General features: G+C 38.4%; 20 protein-coding genes. 18 read left to right on the top strand and 2 right to left on the bottom strand.

The window, feature by feature from the left end; all coding sequences use genetic code 11:
* Window positions 1-117: 117 nt before the first annotated feature.
* From HUE98_RS03280 to HUE98_RS03295, 4 genes are all read left to right on the top strand, one after another.
* Window positions 118-1299 carry an HD domain-containing phosphohydrolase gene (locus HUE98_RS03280; RefSeq protein ID WP_241422460.1) on the top strand — a complete coding sequence of 394 codons (1182 nt, stop codon included), beginning with the start codon at window positions 118-120 and terminating at the stop codon, window positions 1297-1299.
* Window positions 1300-1500: 201 nt separating this feature from the next.
* On the top strand, window positions 1501-1911 hold the full coding sequence (locus tag HUE98_RS03285) for a YtxH domain-containing protein (RefSeq protein ID WP_241422461.1): 411 nt from the start codon (window positions 1501-1503) through the stop codon (window positions 1909-1911).
* Window positions 1912-1930: 19 nt separating this feature from the next.
* The gene (locus tag HUE98_RS03290) at window positions 1931-2386 is read left to right on the top strand and encodes a hypothetical protein (RefSeq protein ID WP_241422462.1); all 456 of its coding nucleotides are present in this window, start codon (window positions 1931-1933) and stop codon (window positions 2384-2386) included.
* Window positions 2387-2447: 61 nt separating this feature from the next.
* Window positions 2448-3551: an AI-2E family transporter gene (locus tag HUE98_RS03295; protein ID WP_241421316.1), complete on the top strand. Its 1104-nt coding sequence runs from the start codon at window positions 2448-2450 to the stop codon at window positions 3549-3551.
* Between the two features lie 82 nt (window positions 3552-3633).
* Here the strand turns inward: HUE98_RS03295 and HUE98_RS03300 are convergent, their stop codons facing one another.
* Window positions 3634-4473, bottom strand: coding sequence for a YihY/virulence factor BrkB family protein (locus tag HUE98_RS03300; RefSeq protein ID WP_241422463.1), 840 nt, complete (start codon window positions 4471-4473; stop codon window positions 3634-3636).
* 454 nt (window positions 4474-4927) lie between these two features.
* On the opposite strand from HUE98_RS03300, the gene HUE98_RS03305 reads away from it, so the two are divergent.
* The 7 genes from HUE98_RS03305 (at window position 4928) to HUE98_RS03335 (ending at window position 10087) form a co-directional block, all read left to right on the top strand.
* Window positions 4928-5134, top strand: a complete 207-nt coding sequence (locus HUE98_RS03305) for an ATP-binding protein (protein WP_241422464.1) — start codon at window positions 4928-4930, stop codon at window positions 5132-5134.
* The gene (locus HUE98_RS03310; RefSeq protein ID WP_241422465.1) at window positions 5122-5304 is read left to right on the top strand and encodes a hypothetical protein; all 183 of its coding nucleotides are present in this window, start codon (window positions 5122-5124) and stop codon (window positions 5302-5304) included. The genes HUE98_RS03305 and HUE98_RS03310 overlap by 13 nt, the downstream gene beginning before the upstream one ends.
* Window positions 5305-5688: 384 nt before the next feature.
* Window positions 5689-7080, top strand: a complete 1392-nt coding sequence (locus tag HUE98_RS03315; RefSeq protein WP_241422466.1) for an amidohydrolase — start codon at window positions 5689-5691, stop codon at window positions 7078-7080.
* Between the two features lie 538 nt (window positions 7081-7618).
* A complete protein-coding gene (locus tag HUE98_RS03320) occupies window positions 7619-8266 on the top strand; it encodes a hypothetical protein (protein WP_241422467.1) in 648 nt (215 codons plus the stop codon).
* Window positions 8267-8420: 154 nt separating this feature from the next.
* Window positions 8421-8654, top strand: coding sequence for a hypothetical protein (locus HUE98_RS03325; RefSeq protein ID WP_241422468.1), 234 nt, complete (start codon window positions 8421-8423; stop codon window positions 8652-8654).
* Between the two features lie 65 nt (window positions 8655-8719).
* Window positions 8720-9325 (top strand): YidC/Oxa1 family membrane protein insertase, encoded by a 606-nt coding sequence (locus tag HUE98_RS03330; RefSeq protein WP_241422469.1) that lies wholly within the window; start codon window positions 8720-8722, stop codon window positions 9323-9325.
* Between the two features lie 285 nt (window positions 9326-9610).
* A complete protein-coding gene (locus HUE98_RS03335) occupies window positions 9611-10087 on the top strand; it encodes a MerR family transcriptional regulator (RefSeq protein ID WP_241422470.1) in 477 nt (158 codons plus the stop codon).
* 127 nt (window positions 10088-10214) lie between these two features.
* Here the strand turns inward: HUE98_RS03335 and HUE98_RS03340 are convergent, their stop codons facing one another.
* The gene (locus HUE98_RS03340; RefSeq protein ID WP_241422471.1) at window positions 10215-10679 is read right to left on the bottom strand and encodes a 3D domain-containing protein; all 465 of its coding nucleotides are present in this window, start codon (window positions 10677-10679) and stop codon (window positions 10215-10217) included.
* A gap of 755 nt (window positions 10680-11434) precedes the next feature.
* Here HUE98_RS03340 and arr point away from each other — a divergent pair.
* The 7 genes from arr (at window position 11435) to HUE98_RS03375 (ending at window position 17693) form a co-directional block, all read left to right on the top strand.
* On the top strand, window positions 11435-11851 hold the full coding sequence (arr, locus tag HUE98_RS03345) for an NAD(+)--rifampin ADP-ribosyltransferase (RefSeq protein ID WP_241422472.1): 417 nt from the start codon (window positions 11435-11437) through the stop codon (window positions 11849-11851).
* Window positions 11852-12039: 188 nt separating this feature from the next.
* Complete coding sequence (locus HUE98_RS03350; RefSeq protein WP_241422473.1) at window positions 12040-12225, top strand: hypothetical protein; 186 nt, start codon at window positions 12040-12042, stop codon at window positions 12223-12225.
* Window positions 12226-12371: 146 nt separating this feature from the next.
* The gene (locus tag HUE98_RS03355; RefSeq protein ID WP_241422474.1) at window positions 12372-12575 is read left to right on the top strand and encodes a hypothetical protein; all 204 of its coding nucleotides are present in this window, start codon (window positions 12372-12374) and stop codon (window positions 12573-12575) included.
* Between the two features lie 522 nt (window positions 12576-13097).
* Entirely contained in the window at window positions 13098-14915 is a 1818-nt protein-coding gene (locus tag HUE98_RS03360) for an ABC transporter substrate-binding protein (RefSeq protein ID WP_241422475.1), read from the top strand.
* 102 nt (window positions 14916-15017) lie between these two features.
* A complete protein-coding gene (locus HUE98_RS03365) occupies window positions 15018-16046 on the top strand; it encodes an ABC transporter permease (RefSeq protein WP_241422476.1) in 1029 nt (342 codons plus the stop codon).
* A 6-nt stretch (window positions 16047-16052) separates the two neighbouring features.
* Window positions 16053-16922 carry an ABC transporter permease gene (locus HUE98_RS03370; RefSeq protein WP_241422477.1) on the top strand — a complete coding sequence of 290 codons (870 nt, stop codon included), beginning with the start codon at window positions 16053-16055 and terminating at the stop codon, window positions 16920-16922.
* Window positions 16923-16943: 21 nt separating this feature from the next.
* The gene (locus tag HUE98_RS03375; RefSeq protein WP_241422478.1) at window positions 16944-17693 is read left to right on the top strand and encodes a creatininase family protein; all 750 of its coding nucleotides are present in this window, start codon (window positions 16944-16946) and stop codon (window positions 17691-17693) included.
* The last annotated feature ends 19 nt before the right edge of the window (window positions 17694-17712 follow it).

Consider the following 17712-nt stretch of genomic DNA (forward strand, 5'->3'; position numbering starts at 1 on the left):
GTTTCGGTTTGGGGCTCATCTCAACGAGTCGAACCGGGCGGACTGTATAAAAATAAGATTTTAAAAGTAATTTTAGCAAAAGAAGGATTATAATATATTGCCGAGGGATGGGGGGGAGTGTGCCTTCCCTTACAGGCCGATGCGGATGTTGTGGGAACCTTATTTGTTTCTGTACCGCTGCCGCGGGAAATTACCTCCGAAGAGCTAAAGCTGCTCACTTCCCTGACCGAGATGGCCGGGACAGCTATCCACCGGATAGGTCTCTTTGAAAAAAACATCCGTCACCTGGAACAAGTGCAGGCTTTGCGTAACATAGATATGGCTATTTCCGGCAGCCTGGATCTGCGCGTCACATTCAGAGTCATCCTGGACGAAGTCACCAGGCTGTTAAACGTGGATGCCGCTGCCATTTTACGCCTTGATCCGCACACCGGAATGCTGAAATATGAAGCCTGGCGCGGCTTTCGCATCACAAATCCTGCAAAACTCAACTTGTGCATAGGCGAAGGGCTAGCCGGCCAAGCGGCTATGGAGAGGAAATCTATTCGAGTAGCAAGCCTGAGCGAGATTGAGGGGGATCCAGTCCAGGGTCCGCTTATGGAGAAGGAAAATGCTCATATTTATTATGCCGTACCCCTGATTAACAAAGGCCGGGTTGAAGGAGTGCTGGAGATCTTCCACCGGGAACCCTTGGATGCAAGTGAAGAATGGCTGGAATTTCTGGAGACCCTGGCCGGGCAGACAGCTATAGGCATCGATAATGCAGAACTGGTTCATAATATGGCGAACACGAACTTCAAACTGATTCAAGCCTATGACAAAACTATTAAAGGTTGGGCGCATGCCCTGGACTTAAGAGATAAAGAAACGGAAGATCACAGCCAGCGAGTTACAGAGATGACCGTTATTATTGCCCGGGAGATGGGCATGAGTCAGGAAGAGCTGGCTCATGTCCGGCGAGGTGCACTGCTGCACGACATCGGCAAGATGGGCGTGTCCGATGCTATTTTACTCAAGCCTGGTCAATTAACAGATGAAGAATGGGCAATTATGCACAAACATCCCATTCACGCTTTTGAGATGCTCTCACCTATCGAATACCTGCGCCTTGCCTTGGATATCCCCTACTGCCACCACGAAAAATGGGACGGCACAGGTTATCCCCGGGGGCTCAAGAGAGAGGAAATCCCCCTGGCGGCGCGCATCTCTGCCGTGGTGGATGTTTATGACGCCCTCACCAGCGACCGTCCCTACCGCAAGGCCTGGACCAGGGAAGAAGCCCTTGAATATATCCGTTAGAAAAGTGGCAAGCACTTTGATCCACAGTTGTTGGAGATGTTTTTAAAAGAGGTGAAAAATAATGGATCATCGTGAAAAAAAATGCCACCTTAGTGGCAGCTGTTTTGAAAGGACTGAGTACATGGAGCTTGACAATCAAAAAAATTAAATACTTGATAGCTTATTTTATTTTTCAGTATTAAAAAAAGGAGGAGTAAGATTATGTTAAAAGATTATTTGCAAAAGGTTAAGGCCGAAAAAGAAAAGCAGGAGCGTAAAGAGGCTGCGGCTAAGGTGGCTGGGGGTTTCGCTGTGGGGGCTGCAGTGGGTTTAACGAGCGGGATACTTTTTGCACCAAAAGCAGGAGAAGAAACCCGAAATGAAATTAGGGGAAAAGCAGCCGATACATTAAACAAAAGTAAAGAGCAGCTTCAAGAGATTAAAGAAAATATTGCGGAGAAGGTTGAAGGTGTGAGGGATACCGTGACCAGAAAAGTTGAAGAAAAGAAACAAGAAAAAGAAATTATTGAAGAAGCAGTTGCCGAGGCTAAAGATGAAATCAAAGATGCAGCGAAGGAAGCGAAGAAAGAGCTGCAGGAGTCAAAAGAAAAGGTAGATAAAAAAGCAATGTAAAAGAAGGTGAAATAAGAAAATGACGATATCATTTGCGCTTCAGGAGCTAGGTATTTTCCTTGTACTGCTGGTGATATTCATAGCCGGGATTTATGCTATTATCACGTTAAGCAACATCAACAAAGTTGTGTCCGGTATAAATAAGCGTATTGTTGACAATGAAAAAAATATTCAGGATACCATTGATAACGTAACTAGCTCCATGAAGAACATTAATGAGATCAGCAGTTCGCTATATATGAACAAAGACCTTCTTGATGTGCAGATACCCGGAACAATCAACAATATTTATAGCCTGTCCACCACCCTTAAACATACCAGTGAAAAAGTAGATGATTCCGTTGATATGGTGAACGCCAGCTTAATGGAGACAGCCAGTACCGTACAGGAGAATACGGAGGATATTCTTAGTTATGTAAGAATTGTCAGTGAAGGCCTGAGGATATTTTTGGAGATGTTTAGTAAAAAACAGTGAAGGTAATTTAAGGATAGAGCAAGCGCTCTATCCTTAAATTACCTAAAGGAATGATGCGTATATGGACTTTATAAATGCCAAGTCATTTAGAGCAGCTGTCTGGATTCTTCTAATTTTTAGCATTGTTTATATTGGCAGAGAAGTTTCTTTCATTTTTATTCCATTAGTAGTAGTGGTAAGGCTATTGTTTTTACCTACATTTTTGGCACTTATCCTATACTATCTTTTTAGCCCTATTGTTAACTGGTTGGAGAATCGAAAAATTGCCAGGCCTCTGGCCATTGTTATGCTTTATGCAGTACTTGTTTTATTAGCTTTGTTTATGGTTTTAACCGTAGGGATAGTAGCTTATAATCAGTTGTTAGAGTTAATTGAGGCCTTCCCCACTTATATGGACCAAACAATCAATACGGTGGCATCTTTGGAAGATGGTGCCATATTTAAGCGTTTTCAGGCAGATGAAAGGATTTCCCTAGAGACTATTACGGAATCAGTGTCCGATGTGCTGCTCAATGCCCTGCCCAATCTGCAGGACAGTGTATCTGCTGTAATGAGCATTCTAGCTAATGCAGGTCTCATCTTTGTTCTCTTGCCTATTTTTCTATTTTATCTTTTAAAAGACGGTGACAAATTTGCAGGTTATCTGATGAAGCAGATTCCAGAGCGCTACAGAGAAGAAACAGTCAATACTTTTAGGGAAATTGACCGTGGGCTTTCCTCTTTTATACAGGGACAAATAATTGTCAGTGTGTCCGTGGGCGTCCTCATGTATATTGGGTTTTTAATAATTGGCATCCAACATGCACTAATTCTGGCCCTTTTTGCAGTTGTTACCAATTTTATTCCTTATTTGGGCCCGTTTATTGCTACAATTCCCGCTGTAATTGTTGGTTTTTTTACATCCCCTTTAATGGCATTTCTAGTGCTTATTGTGATTGTGGTAGTGCAACAAATTGAAAGCCTGTTTATCACTCCGCAGGTCATGGGCAAAAAGCTTTATATTCATCCACTGACCATTATTATTCTTTTGTTGTTGGCTGGCAGTATGGCCGGTCTTTTAGGGCTAATTTTCGCAGTACCCACTTTTGTTATTCTAAAGATTATTTCTGCCCACATATATGGTTTTTTGCGCAAAAGACTACCGGCTGCTAAAAGCAGCCGGTAGTCTTCATCTTTACACTGGTAAATGGCTAATAAATACAGAATAAGAAAAGCTTCCTAAAGGGGACCGAAAGGAAAAGCTTTTTTTATGCTGAAATATTATTATTTGATTCATGAAGCAGGTAATACAATGTGGCGTTTATTTCTCCTCCCAATAACACCACCACATTACTTATATAGATCCAGATCATAAATACGATAATTCCGCCGATACTGCCGTAGGTTCGGGAGAAATTACCGAAGTTGTTTACGTAAAAGGCAAAAGCCTGAGAGGCGGTAATCCAGGCCAAAGTCGAAAAAATTGCTCCCGGGTAAACATTTTTAAACTGTAATTGGCGATTAGGAGAATATAGAAACAACAGCGTGAAACTTACAAAGATAATAAAGAAGGGTATGGCATAACGCAATACCGACCATAAAACACTAAAGATTGCTGCAAGGCCTAGATACTGAAAGGCCAGTTCACCTATGACTCTACCAAAGACTAAAAAGCTTAGTGTAAACAAGATAACCAGCGCCATAGCAAATGTGGCAAAGATTCCGATGGCATTCAGTTTAAGAAAAGATCTGTGTTCATTTATGTTATAGGTCTGGTTTATGCTTTTGACTAGAGCGGATATACCTCTGCTTGCGGTCCAAATCGTAGACAGGATGCTCAGAGACAGTAATGTGAAGTTATCTGCTGCCGCCACTTCTGAGACAATTTGTTCAATAATGGCAAAGGCCGCGTCAGGAAGTAACAGGGAAAGCTGGTGTAATGTATCCTGCTGTGTTAAAGGGGTATAGTCAATAAGGGTAATCAAAAATATCATAAAAGGAAAAATCGACAGGATAAAAAAATAGCTCAGCTGTGCTCCCCTGGCAGTGGTTTCATTTTCCTGAACTCTTGTATACAGCAGCATGAGGTATTCCTTCATTCGAATCATACTTGTACACCTCCATTACGAGACCTTATATATTAAATTGAACAAAATCGCTAAATGGTAAAACAAATATATTGACATACTTATTTTAGATTACTAACTTTCGGGAATAGAGGAATTGATACTTATAGGTCCAAAGTAGTTAGTAGTGTAACTGACCGTAAAAAAGTCGATGGTTATTCTCAGAGACACTTCTGTGTCTCTTTAATAGATATAATAAAAAATACAGTTATATCAGCAATGAGCTGCTCTAAATAATAGTATTGTTAAAATATTACAAGGAAATTGGATATATTTGTAGAATAGAAGAAATAAGTTCTCTTAACTTGAAACATAGTAGTATTATGATTTTTACAGGCTGTGCTTTATAGAGAGCCTGCGTGAAAATAGTTATAATTTTTAAATTAACGGGCGGCAGGAAGTTATAAAGCTCAGAGCTAAAAGCAGGTTAAATTTTATGACATCAGTCCCAACTCATTTAAAACAGGATGTCTTTAATTTAATAAACAATGCTTTTGATGCGCTAAAACGTTTTTATAGATGGTCTAAAGAGCTTCCCCCTTCATCTGCATTAGAAAAAATAGTCAAGGAGTTGGGGATTATCCTCTTTACTTTATCTCAGGATTTGGAAAAGGTAGGGCCGGGTATATTATGCAGGCATTAGAACTGCTTCGTTCCCAAGAGCACCATGAGCATCTTCAAGAACTTATCTCCTACTACTCACCACAGCTGGAAATGTACTCCCGCTGCTTTGAGATAATTACCGGGGAAAAGCCTGTAGAGAAGGGGTTGTTCTTCACAGATGTTTTAAAGTTTGTAAATATAAGAATGTGATCGATATATTTAACAGTGAGCTTTATACTTATGACAGTAGCAAAGAGTAAAAAGCCGGCGGTGATAACAGCGGTATTGAGCATAGTAACTAAATATTTGTAGTATTTTAAAAATAGTTCTGCATTTTACCTGCAGTTCCTTGTTGTTAATTTTGAGTTTTTTAGCACAAGGGTACGGGTCTAATGTAATATTGAACTACTCCCACTTAACCTCTTCGAGGTTTATATAGTAATATTATACATTGCAGAACATATGTTTGTCTAGTGTTTTTTAAAAAGAAAAGCGATTCATCCCTTATCTTCGCTTTGCTTAGAGGAAGGGGTCTTCTCGCTAAGATGATAAATTTAAGGTAATTGTTAGTACTCACCAGGGAGGTTGAATGTAATGTTCAAAAAAGTAATAACATTTATTTTATTATATCTTTTAGCTTTAGCCGGTTGTGTTCCTACATTGGCACTGCCTGATACCGATATCATAATAACCAATACTACTATATTAACAATGGATGCCAATTCTACCATAATTGAGAATGGATCGCTGGTTATAAAAGATGACCGGATATTGGCCATTGGAGAAACAGAAGATATCCTGAATAAATATAGTGCCCTCAAAATTATTGACGGCGCCAATCAACTGTTAATGCCCGGGCTTGTCAACACTCATACCCACGTTCCCATGACGCTTTTCAGGGGATATGCAGATGATTTACCCCTGCAGGAGTGGTTATATGATAATATTTTTCCCCTTGAAGCTGAATATGTTACGGCGTATAATGTGCGTATCGGGACGGAACTGGCCGTTGCGGAAATGCTGAGGGGCGGAATAACTACCTTTAATGACATGTACTACTTCATTGATGATATGGCTCACATAGTGGAGGAAACCGGTATTCGTGCAGTTTTGTCCAAAAGTATTATTGACTTTCCTGTTCCAAACAGTCCTACGCCAGAGGACGGCCTGCGTATAGCAGAGGAGACGTTTAATAAATGGAACTCTCATCCCCGTATTACCATTGGCTTTGCGGCTCATGCACCTTATACCTGTTCTCCGGAACTGATTCAAAAGGTCAAAGCCCTTGCTGATAAATACCAGGTACCTTTCAACACTCACCTGGCTGAAACTGGAGTAGAGGTGGAGCAGATTTTAGAGAAGTACGGGTTTACCCCGGTTGGGCATCTGGAAAATCTTGGAGTTTTAAGCAGCAATGTAATAGCAGCCCACGGGGTGCATCTGACGAAAGATGATATTAAAATTCTTGCCAGGCATGGTGTTTCGGTGGCACATAACCCGGTAAGCAATATGAAGCTTACCAGTGGAGTTTCCCCCGTTCCTCAACTGCTGGAAGCAGGAGTAAAGGTGGGTTTGGGTACCGATGGAGCGGCCAGCAACAATAATCAGGATATGTTTACTGAAATGAGAATGGCTGCACTTCTGCATAAAATCACCCGGATTGACCCCACTGTAATGGATGCTAAAACTATAGTGGAGATTGCCACCATAGGTGGAGCTAAAGTGTTAGGCATGGAAAATGAGATTGGGTCTCTGGAAGTTGGCAAAAAAGCCGACATGATATTACTTGATCTGACCCAACCCCATGCTTTACCATTATATAATGTCTACTCCCACCTGGTGTACAGCTTGAAAAGCTCTGATGTGCAAACAGTAATAATTGACGGCAGCCTGGTTATGGAAAATAAAAAGATGCTATACATTGATGAAGAGCAGTTAAATCAAAAAGTCCAGGAGGTTGCAGAACAAATTGGGACAGATATGTGACAATTACTGAATCAAAGAGCTTAAATGCATCATCCCGGGCAGGGCAAATGGGAAAGATGGCAGTAAATCCAGCAATATTAAAGACTTGTGCTTATTCCGGCTGATGGGCATATCAATTCCGTCATAAATTGGACAAACCGTTTTGGAAATTACCAAGGGCAAGAGCCGGAATCTTCGGGCAGCAAGCGAAGGGATAAAGAGTTTATACTTTCAATGATATATAAAAAAAAACTATGGAGCATACCATCAGGCAGGAGGAAAAAGAACTTTATGAGTTAAGTTTTTTATCTTTTTTTCATACGAACTTATTAAGATGACATAATATATAATAATGCTTTTCTTTGGGCAGCCAGGCAGATGCGGGAAGCGGGGGCATTCTAAATGAATAATAAAATATCGGGATTGAGAAAGAAATATTTACAAAAATTTCGTACAGCCAAATGAATTAAACATGGAGGTAAGGAGGATTAAAATATATGAATGATAAAATTGTATCTTTTGAAGATTACAGAAAAAGAAAACTCGGTGAAACTCAATTATGTTAGAAAAATCACTTGTTTGGTATGCCAGTTATGGTTCCAACTTATGCCGGGACCGTTTTTTATGTTATATACAGGGTGGAACTCCTCAAGGGTCAAATGCTTACGAATGTGGGTGCCGGGACAGAACCCTGCCTGCAGAAGATAAGCACCTTTTCATAGAGCATCCCCTGTACTTTGCGGGATATTCTCGCAGGTGGGGAGGCGGTGTTGCCTTCATTGGCAGTCGGGAAGACAAACATGTCAACCCCAAAAGCTCAACCCTGGTAAGAATGTACCTTATAAAACAGGAACAGTTTGGTGACGTGGTAGCCCAGGAGAACAGTGTTAGTTTCCCTGTTATAATTCCCTGGGAACAGGTAGTGGAAGAGGGAAAAAAGGACTTAATAGATTCATTATACGGCAGAGTTGTTCACTTGGGGGAAAGGGAAGGGTTCCCTATATTTACCTTTACTACTGCAAGGAAATTTGAAGGATATACAGCTCCCTCGGAAAGCTATTTAAAAATGCTGATAAATGGATTAAAAGAAGCTCACAGTTATAGTTTTTCACCGGAACAGGTGTGGGGTTACCTGGCGGACAAGCCTGGTGTTAAAGATAATTATAATCAGGGAAGACTGCGGGAGCTGGTTAAGTCATGCTGGTAGAAACCTGTGATGCAGCCTGCTTGAAAAAGTCTGGGTTATTAGAGAGTAATGTTTGATTATGAGATTTTGTCAATATTGGCAGAATTCAGTGATTATGATATAATGAACAAATAGTTTTTCCTTAATATTTAATTTAAACGGGGAGGAATATGCCGTGAGCTTTGATCTCAATGCCATAAATATCGTGTTAATGCTGGTGTTTATCCCCGTTTTTGCTGTCAATCTTGTTTGTATCATTAATTGTTTAAAAAGTTTTGTGAATGTTGTTGGTGTCAGCAGCGCTGTCTTTATTCCCTTGATTAACATCGAATTGGAAAAGGAACTTTCAGTACTTAATTATCAAACATACAGCAAGTGTGAAATATGGAAATTATATAATCAATATTGATATTCTATTAATCTCTATGTAGAAAAAACTACCTACACCTAAGGACAAAAAAAGGAGAGATTAATATGAATGTATTAGTTCATGTTTTTGAATGGTTGTTTTCGATGACCAATGATTACGGTATGGCAATTATTGGATTTACCTTATTTGTAAAACTGCTAATGCTGCCACTGACAATCAAGCAGAAGAGATCAATGATGGAAATGCGGGCGTTGACGCTTCAAGTGGATGCATTGAAAGAAAAATATAAAAACAACTCTGAAAAACTGAATGAAGAAATTCAAAAAATATACAGTGAAAAATCAGGGGCAGTGTCAGGAATTGTTTTACTTTTTCTGCAGATGCCCATATTTGTGATGATGTATCAATTGTTCTCAAATCATATCGTTGATGCGGAAACAGTGGTATTGCCCTGGATTACAAGCATATCTGTTCCAGATCCATTTTACATCTTGCCGTTTCTTTATATAACGATTCAGTTGATGCCCAATATACTGATTCATTTTGATTTAATTAAAAATACATCCATTCCTAAGCTCACAAAATCTGCAATAGCGGCACCACTTGTGATTACATTGCTGTTTATTACAAACCTTCCGGCAGGCATGGGAATTTATTTTGTAACAAGCGCATTGACCACGGCAGTGGAGCAAATATTTATTAAAGTATAAACAAACCTGATATACTCCTCTCTTGGTGCAGATGAAAAATTTGATTTGTCTCAGAAAGGTAAATATCTTTGTCTTTGACATATTTAAATTTATCCGCATAAAAATCTTTGTTGCCTGTTCCATTGGAAAATGTTAATTAAGGATAATGAAGCCCTCAATCAGACAATTCAAATTATAAAAAAAAGACCGGGTGATTATCTATGAATATTCAAAGTTTATATTTTTTTAAGCTTAACTTGACACCATAACGTAACCATGGCATAATTAAGTCAGGAGGTGATTTTTTTGAGTGAACAATATAGAATCGGAGAACTGGCCAAAAAAGCCAAGGTTACCAGAAGAACAATCCACTATTATATTAGTAAAGGATTATTGCCTCCGGCTGAAGGTGCGGGGGTCGGCAGTTATTACAGCGATGAACACTTAAATAGGATTCTCTTAATCAAAAAACTGCAGGATAAGTATTTACCCCTTGAAAAGATAAAAGAAATAATAACCCAACTTTCCTTAAATGAAGTAATTGAACATCTTGATACTGTTGAAGAAGAGCAGGATGATTTTATACAGAACAAATATCTAATAGCTCATTCACTCAAACAGCCCCAGATTGAGTTTCAGTCTTTAGAGGACAGCACAGAATATATCAAAATACTGTTAGGGTCAGGAGTGGAATTACACTATCCAAAAAAACTGGAGGTAGAAAGACCGGGATTAATCAAAAGCTTAGTATCATACGCCAAAAAAATGATCAAGGAAGAATAAAAGGGAGGGAAAATAATGCAAGCAGGATTAGTATATCCCATGGAAAGAATATTGATATACCGCTGAAACGCGTTAAAATTAGCGGAAATGTTTGTGGGTTCCATGGTGAGTTTAATATTTTTCAAACTTATTGCTTTTTTGGATTATTAATAATAACAAGACGTTCTTGTTTCCCAAATTTAAGGGATTCTTCTTTAGTCCGCACAGCTATATCTATATCATTAGCCCCGATTAACCTGCCGCGGTCATTAACAATTCGCCAACCTAAGCCTTCCACGTAAATTTTGGTACCAAAAGGAATATTAGAGCCGGCAGCTGCTGTTTCTCCAGGGACTACTTTATTATCGCTGGCCGAAAGAGAAGGATCTCCTGAATAGTCTATGCCTTCTACTGCACCGTCGCTTAAAGGGGCATACATGGTGATATTCATCAATTGAACTTTATACTGTTCCGATTTTAAAGCCATATCCCTCGCATCGACGACTTCTTGTTTTGTTATTTTAACTTCTTGCGTAAGGTTATAGATTACTAAAGCTTGTAAAACAAATAGGGCCCAAAATGCAGCTGTTAAAAAATGATGCTTTTTGGTCATGGCACATAAATCTCCTTGTATATTAGAGTTAGTTGGAAACATGGCACTCTCTAACTATGATTTAATGTTCATCCCGTATGCCATGTTACAATTGGTTACTGGGAAAGTTTATATTTCTATTATTTTCAGAAATAAAGATTACTATAAGCTTGGCTGTAAAATTGCTGCATAAGAAAAAACGCTCCCAGCAGCTGCGGGAGCGTTTTTCTTATGCCCGGGAAAGTGACGTTGGTCCTTTATGTTATTAAATTGGTGGGGACTGGCCCCATTTAGGGGATTCTGGAAATTGCTAAGGGACAAGGACCGGAAACTTCCGGACAACAATTCGGAGTTTTATCTTTGCTTGGAGGCTTAATTTGATGCTATAAGCCCTTGAATCCCTTTCCAAGATGAATCTTAAAACAGCAATCAATAGAAATTCTCTTATCGGGCACAAATGTCTTAGCTGAGATAAATTTAGGGCTCCATAAATGCTAAATATGTTAATTAATGTTAATGCCGTTTTCCACACTAAATAGCGAAAAGCCTTAATTTATTTTATTTGCAAAATACTAGCACATAGCAATATACTCAAGATTTTCCTCCGGATGACCTTACCGCAGCCATTAATATTAAGGAATAGGTAGTTGTTGTTCGACAACACTCTCTCTACTTACATTATACGATTATTTATATATTATTTATAGACTACTTTTTTTATAATTTCAACACTATAATGTTATTAATAAATCTAGAAATATAAGAGGTGAATCAGTATGAATAACAAACATGATGTCTTAGATAAGGGGCCATTTTTTCATGGTACTAAAGCAGAACTAAAAATTGGGGATTTATTAAAACCACAACACTTATCAAATTATCAAGATAAAAAATCTAACTATATATATTTTACTGCAACATTAGATGCCGCTAAATGGGGTGCTGAATTAGCAACATCTAAATCAAAGGAAAGAATTTATATTGTAGAACCATTAGGTAATTTTGAAAATGATCCGAACTTAACTGACAAGAGATTTCCTGGAAACCCTACACGTTCTTATAGGTCTAAATCTCCTTTGAAAATAATAGCTGAATTAGGTTCATGGGAAAGACATTCCGATGAGGAAATAAATCATATGCTTACATCTTTAAAAAAGCTACGGGAACAAGGAAAAGCTATAATATACGATTAATCGTGAAAGGAACTTTTTAACTGGGTGCGATTGCATAATAAGCAGTCACGCCATTATGGAAGATCTAGCCCGGTTCTCTCACAGATGCTGAATGGTCTGAAATCAAACGGCATCCGGAAATCGGGTTTTGGATTTTAAGCTCAGTTAATGAACTTGCACCACTGGCTTAGAGGAATATTTTGGTAAGAATGTACCTTATAAGACAGGAACAGTTTGGTGACGTGGTAGCCCAGGAGAACAGTGTTAGTTCTCCAGTTACATTTTTTCACCGGAACAGGTGTGGGGTTACCTGGCGTACAAGCCTGGTGTTAAAGATAATTATAATCAGGGACGATTGCGGGAGCTGGTTAAGTAATGCTGGTAGAAACCTGTGATGCTGCATCCTGCTTGAAAAAGTCTGAAACAGCTTTTGTTAAACTTGAGCTTTTTAAATAGAATCTGAGAGCTGCTTTTTAGGTACGTTTATTTTGAGAAATAAAAAGGGAAGAAAAAAATTTAAAAGGAAAAAGGTGGTGAAAATGTGGCCGCTGAATATAAAGCTGGTGGTATAAAGGTAGTTTGTCCCCACTGCAAAGAAGAGGTATTTCAAGAGGGCAAGGCACAGTTAAATACTGCCGTCGCAACTTTTTTTAATCTTGACTGGGCAAACAGGTCAGTCCATACACTTACGTGTGTTTCCTGTGGAAACATTCAATGGTTTGCCGGTCCCCTGGAAAAAATATGACAAAAAAGTTTTCGATCCTACCAATTTCCATAATATCCTAAACGTGGCCTGGGGACTGACCCTATATAGATTGTGCCGGTCACGGCATGAGGGTTTTAGGAGATTCTGGAAATTGCCGAAGGCAAGGGCCTGAATCTCCGGGTATTCGAATTCACGTTCTTGAAAAAACGGAAAACAGCAAGCGGTGATACATTCATGATAGGCTTGGATTAGCATCTGTTAAAAGCAGGTGCTTTTTTCATGCCGAAAAACTAGAAATAGACTCAGGAGCAGGCAAGTGGCTTAGAAATTCAATGACATTCGGAATATCCGTGATGGACTGTATAAATTACCATAAATAACAAAAACATTTGTGTTTAGTAGGGTGTTGAATTCATTATAATAAAAATTACCAGAAAAACTCGAAAAGCATAACATAACAGAATACTAAAAATAAAGGATAGCGTGTGTTAATGTAGAAATATTTTTCGTTAACAATTTTATCAGTGATTAAATAATAGAGAATTAGTAGGAGGGGTATTGATGAAAATTAAAAAGTGTTTTCAAGCATTGTTAATCGTAGTACTGTTATTTAGTTTTATAGTGACAGGTTGTTCACCGGGCGAAACACCGGAAGGACAAAAGGACACTCAAGAGGAACAAGCAGGTGTTCCAAGGGATGATATTAAAAATCCTGATACATTTATTCAGGCTACTCTAAGCGGCGCCGAAACGTTGGATCTTCATTTTATGTCCAGTGCAGCAACCAGCGGAATTTCTCTTAATGTTTACGATTCACTGTTAGCGAGTAAGAAAGGGGAAGATTTAGAGCCGTCATTATCTACTATTGTTCCCAGCACAGAAAACAACCTAATTAATGTTCAAAATGATGGAAAAACGACCATAGAATTTCCTATCAGGGAAGGTGTTAAGTTTCATAACGGGGAAATTCTTACACCGGAAGATGTTAAATACACATTCATGCGTGGTATTATTGTGGGTTCTCTTTCTAACTTAACAATAGCTTTGCTTGGGGAAGGATCTTATAAGGATTTAGTTGAAAAGGTTGGCTCTGATGAAGCTTTTAATAAGCTTGATTCTAGTATCAGCATAAATGATGATTCAGTAATTTTTCTTTTAGATGAACCTTACGGCCCTTTCCTGGATTTAATGGCTGATAATGGTGCGCATTTTGGAATATTAAATAAAAGTTGGTGCATTGAACATGGAGCCTGGTCCGGCACGAAAGAAACAGTAGATGATTTTATTTCCATTACTTTAGAAGAAAATTCGTTACATGATAAAATGATGGGAACGGGGCCCTTTGAATTTAAAACTTGGGAAATTGGAGAAAGAGTTATCTTGGAAAGGTTTGAGGATTACTGGCAGGGTCCAGCTAAAATAAATCGTGCAATCAGACAGGTAGTCTCAGATACCAACACTGCAATTCTCCTATTACAAAAAGGAGACATTGACTTTATTAATCTCGAACTTCCGGACCTTCAACAAGTAGAAGGATATGAAGGTATAAAAGTTATTAAGGAAATGCCTACCTCACAATTAATTAAAATAAATTTTAACTTTGACATACATGGAAGTAAATATGTGGGGAGCGGAGAATTAGGACCAAACGGTATCCCTAGAGATTTTTTCAGTGATATCGATGTAAGAAAAGCTTTCTCATATGCTTTTGATTACGATACATTTATTGATGAAGTATTACTGGGAGCGGGAATTAAGCCTTATGGACCGGTTTTGGTGGGACATCTAACCGCTAATCCTGATAACCTTCAATATGATTTTGATTTAGAGAAAGCTGAAAAACATTTCAAAAAAGCATTTAATGGAGAATTATGGGACAAAGGTTTTAAACTTACGGTACCTTTCAATGAGGGTTCTAATCAGCGGCAGCGTGCTCTTGAAATTCTCCAGTTGAATTTAAAGCAAATCAACCCAAATTTTCAATTAGAAATAACATCCTTACCTTGGCCTGCATATGTCGGAGAGATTAATGACAGGGAGATGCCCCTTTCACAGTTTGGCATACTACCCAGGTATGAGCATCCACATTTCTCACTAGCTTATCATATGTATTCAAGAGGTTATTATGCTCCTATTAAAGGATATGTTGAATTAGCTGAAGAGAGATATGATGAATTAGTAGAAGAGCTGGGCAGGTCTTTTGATGATGAGAGGGTAAAAGAAATCTCTCATGAACTGCAAAGACGTTCTTCTGAAGATGCCCTTTCAATTTTTCATTATCAAGTTATCGGAAATGTTGCCATGAGGGATTGGGTTCAAGGGTATGAAGAAAGTCCTTTCCCGTTTATTATCAATTACCATAGCATATCAAAAGAATAGTAGAATAATTAATTTTAAAATAATAATACCGATTGGTTCAGACGAGAGTTTTTTTCTCGTCTGAACTTAATTTATCTCAGCTTATCCGGGGGAATCTTTTTTATGCAGTATATACTGAAACGATTAATAACTATACCTGTTATTATGCTTATATTGTCAATAATAATATTTTCACTGGCTTTTTTTCTAAGCCCATCAGAGCGGGTCGCTGTTTTTGTAAGTAGCCCGGATGCTTTGCAAAATGTATCTCTTGATGAACTTATAAACCGTTATGGCCTTGATGAGCCTTTCTATATTCAATATAAGAACTGGTTCAAGAAAGTCATTAAAGGAGATCTGGGCTGGTCAACTTCAGCTAGAATGCCGGTGGCTAAAGCTTTAGCTTTGCGTATTCCCGCCACAGTAGAATTACTTTTACTGGGCCAATTTATTATTTTTATTGGGGGTATATTTTTAGGTACTTTAGCTGCCATAAAACACAATAGAACTGCTGATTATTTCATCAGGATAACAACTATTTTCGGTATATCAATTCCTGGGTTTATTCTTGGACTAGTACTATTAATAATTTTTTATGTAAAGCTTGATATATTTCCCCCTGGACGTTTAAGTTTAACTTCACTTGATGTAGTTTCTTCACAGGAATTTACCACCTATACAGGGATGTATCTCATCGACTCTCTCTTCAATAGGAGGTTGGATGTTTTTTTTGATTCATTACGTCATATAATACTTCCTTCTATTGCTTATTCTTTAGGTTCTTTAGCGGCAGCTGTGCGCTTAATTCGTTCATCTATATTGGAAAATTTGCGCAAAGATTATGTAAATACAGCACGAGTCAAGGGGCTAACGGAAAAGAGGGTCATGAATAAACATGTGCTTCGCAATGCACTTCTTCCTTTTATTACGTTCATGGGCATGGAAATACCTACACTGCTGGGTGGAGCTGTAATTATTGAGACAGTTTTTAATTATCCCGGAATGGGCACTTTTATTGTAACTGCCGCGAGAGGACTGGACTTTCCTGCCATACTTGGATCAAGCCTGGCTATTGGTGTTATTATCATTGTTAGTAATTTAATTATTGATCTTTTGTATGCAGTGTTGAACCCGTTAATAAGTCTGGAGTGATATTTTATGTCCTTATTTAAAAAAATAATTAAAAATCCCATGGGTTTATTTGGTCTATGTATCATTATTTTTTGGATGATTGTTGCTGCATTTGCTCCAATACTTGCTCCACCGGCTGATTCACAAAATCCATATTCAATTATGCGGCATAGTTTTTCATCCCTTCCCAGTTCTCCTGATGAAGAAGCATTATTTGGTACCACTAGCGGAGGTTATGATATTTTTTATGGAATTATTTGGGGCAGCAGAACTGCATTTCTTGTTGGCCTTATTACAGTTCTTTGTTCATCCTTTATTGGAGTCTTAATTGGTGGGTTGGGGGCATTTTGGGGTGGAATACTGGATAATATAGCTATGCGAATTGTAGATTTATTCATGAGCATACCTTTTTTAATTGCTGTTATAGTTATGACTACAGTTATGGGTAAAGGGCTGGATAAAATTATCATTGCTTTAATAATTTTTGGGTGGCGTGGCTATGCCCGTATTATGCGAAGTGAAGTACTGGCTTTAAAAGAAGAGGAGTTTGTCCTGGCTGCAAAAAGTCTTGGGGCTTCTTCCAGTCGTATTTTTTTTCGCCATATTATTCCAAATGCCATCTACCCAATAATAGTACTTGTATCAATCAACATTGGTAGGATGACACTAGTTGCTGCGGCTTTAAGTTTTGTTGGGGTTGGAGCAGAGCCTGGCTTTGCAGATTGGGGTCAGATGCTTAATTTTGCTCGTCGTTGGATCTCTGGTGTGCCCGGAGACCCCTTTTTTTATTGGTACACCTATACTTATCCATCTATTGCCATGGTATCCTTTGTTCTAGGATGGACTTTATTTGGCGATGCGTTGAGAGATATTTATGATCCGAAAATTAACATTTAGTGATGGAAGGGATGAAAATAATTGAAAGGTGTAATACTATCACAGTTAACCTGGGAAGAAGCACAGAATGCTTATGAAACCTATTCTATAGTTATGCTTCCTATAGGAGCTGGAACAAAAGAGCATGGAGTTCATTTACCCTGTGGTACAGATTATTTCATTATAGAAGAATTAGCAGCCCGGGTGGTTGATGCCTGCCCTGTTATTCTGCTTCCTACCGTTCCATATGCTTATTATCCAGCATTTATAGATTGGCCGGGCAGTGTATCTATAAAAGCTGATTATTTTATGGGTTTTATTGGAGATATAATAAAATCTTTTGTAAAGCATGGCATAAGGAAATTTTTAATTCTTGATGGAGGGGTTTCTACTCAGCACCCTCTAAAAATTTTATCTTCCGATCTACATAATGAGTTAGGTATTCTTGTAGCTGTTACAAATATCTTAGAAATTGGAAAAGAGGTAAAGGATGAGGTATGTGAACAGGAATGGGGAGGACATGCAGATGAAGTAGAGACATCCAGCATGCTGTCCATTAATCGGAATACGGTAAAAATGAATTATGCTGTGGAAGAATATTCACACAAAGCTACGGGGAGCTGTAGTAAAAATGGTGGTCAAAAAGTATTTCTAGGGCGTAAAGTTACTAGTAAAAGCGGCATTAGTGGTAATGCTTCCCTGGCAACTGTAGAAAAAGGAGAAAAAATATTGGCAGCTCAAACTAATGATATTATAACTTTTATTGATTATTTCAAAAGAGTGAAAATTTGAAACAATACCTCTAGAATGG

The sequence above is a fragment of the Candidatus Contubernalis alkalaceticus genome, from assembly GCF_022558445.1.
In the GTDB taxonomy this organism is placed as follows: domain Bacteria; phylum Bacillota; class Dethiobacteria; order SKNC01; family SKNC01; genus Contubernalis; species Contubernalis alkaliaceticus.

Bases quoted from the DNA above. Each gene is read 5' to 3' on its own strand.
- HUE98_RS03305 (WP_241422464.1), top strand. From the start codon at position 4,928: ATGACATCAGTCCCAACTCATTTAAAACAGGATGTCTTTAATTTAATA.
- HUE98_RS03370 (WP_241422477.1), top strand. From the start codon at position 16,053: ATGTCCTTATTTAAAAAAATAATTAAAAATCCCATGGGTTTATTTGGT.
- HUE98_RS03340 (WP_241422471.1), bottom strand. From the start codon at position 10,679: ATGACCAAAAAGCATCATTTTTTAACAGCTGCATTTTGGGCCCTATTT.
- HUE98_RS03295 (WP_241421316.1), top strand. From the start codon at position 2,448: ATGGACTTTATAAATGCCAAGTCATTTAGAGCAGCTGTCTGGATTCTT.
- HUE98_RS03310 (WP_241422465.1), top strand. From the start codon at position 5,122: ATGCAGGCATTAGAACTGCTTCGTTCCCAAGAGCACCATGAGCATCTT.
- HUE98_RS03290 (WP_241422462.1), top strand. From the start codon at position 1,931: ATGACGATATCATTTGCGCTTCAGGAGCTAGGTATTTTCCTTGTACTG.
- HUE98_RS03315 (WP_241422466.1), top strand. From the start codon at position 5,689: ATGTTCAAAAAAGTAATAACATTTATTTTATTATATCTTTTAGCTTTA.
- HUE98_RS03360 (WP_241422475.1), top strand. From the start codon at position 13,098: ATGAAAATTAAAAAGTGTTTTCAAGCATTGTTAATCGTAGTACTGTTA.
- HUE98_RS03285 (WP_241422461.1), top strand. From the start codon at position 1,501: ATGTTAAAAGATTATTTGCAAAAGGTTAAGGCCGAAAAAGAAAAGCAG.
- HUE98_RS03330 (WP_241422469.1), top strand. From the start codon at position 8,720: ATGAATGTATTAGTTCATGTTTTTGAATGGTTGTTTTCGATGACCAAT.
- HUE98_RS03320 (WP_241422467.1), top strand. From the start codon at position 7,619: ATGTTAGAAAAATCACTTGTTTGGTATGCCAGTTATGGTTCCAACTTA.
- HUE98_RS03365 (WP_241422476.1), top strand. From the start codon at position 15,018: ATGCAGTATATACTGAAACGATTAATAACTATACCTGTTATTATGCTT.
- HUE98_RS03350 (WP_241422473.1), top strand. From the start codon at position 12,040: ATGTACCTTATAAGACAGGAACAGTTTGGTGACGTGGTAGCCCAGGAG.
- arr (WP_241422472.1), top strand. From the start codon at position 11,435: ATGAATAACAAACATGATGTCTTAGATAAGGGGCCATTTTTTCATGGT.
- HUE98_RS03300 (WP_241422463.1), bottom strand. From the start codon at position 4,473: ATGATTCGAATGAAGGAATACCTCATGCTGCTGTATACAAGAGTTCAG.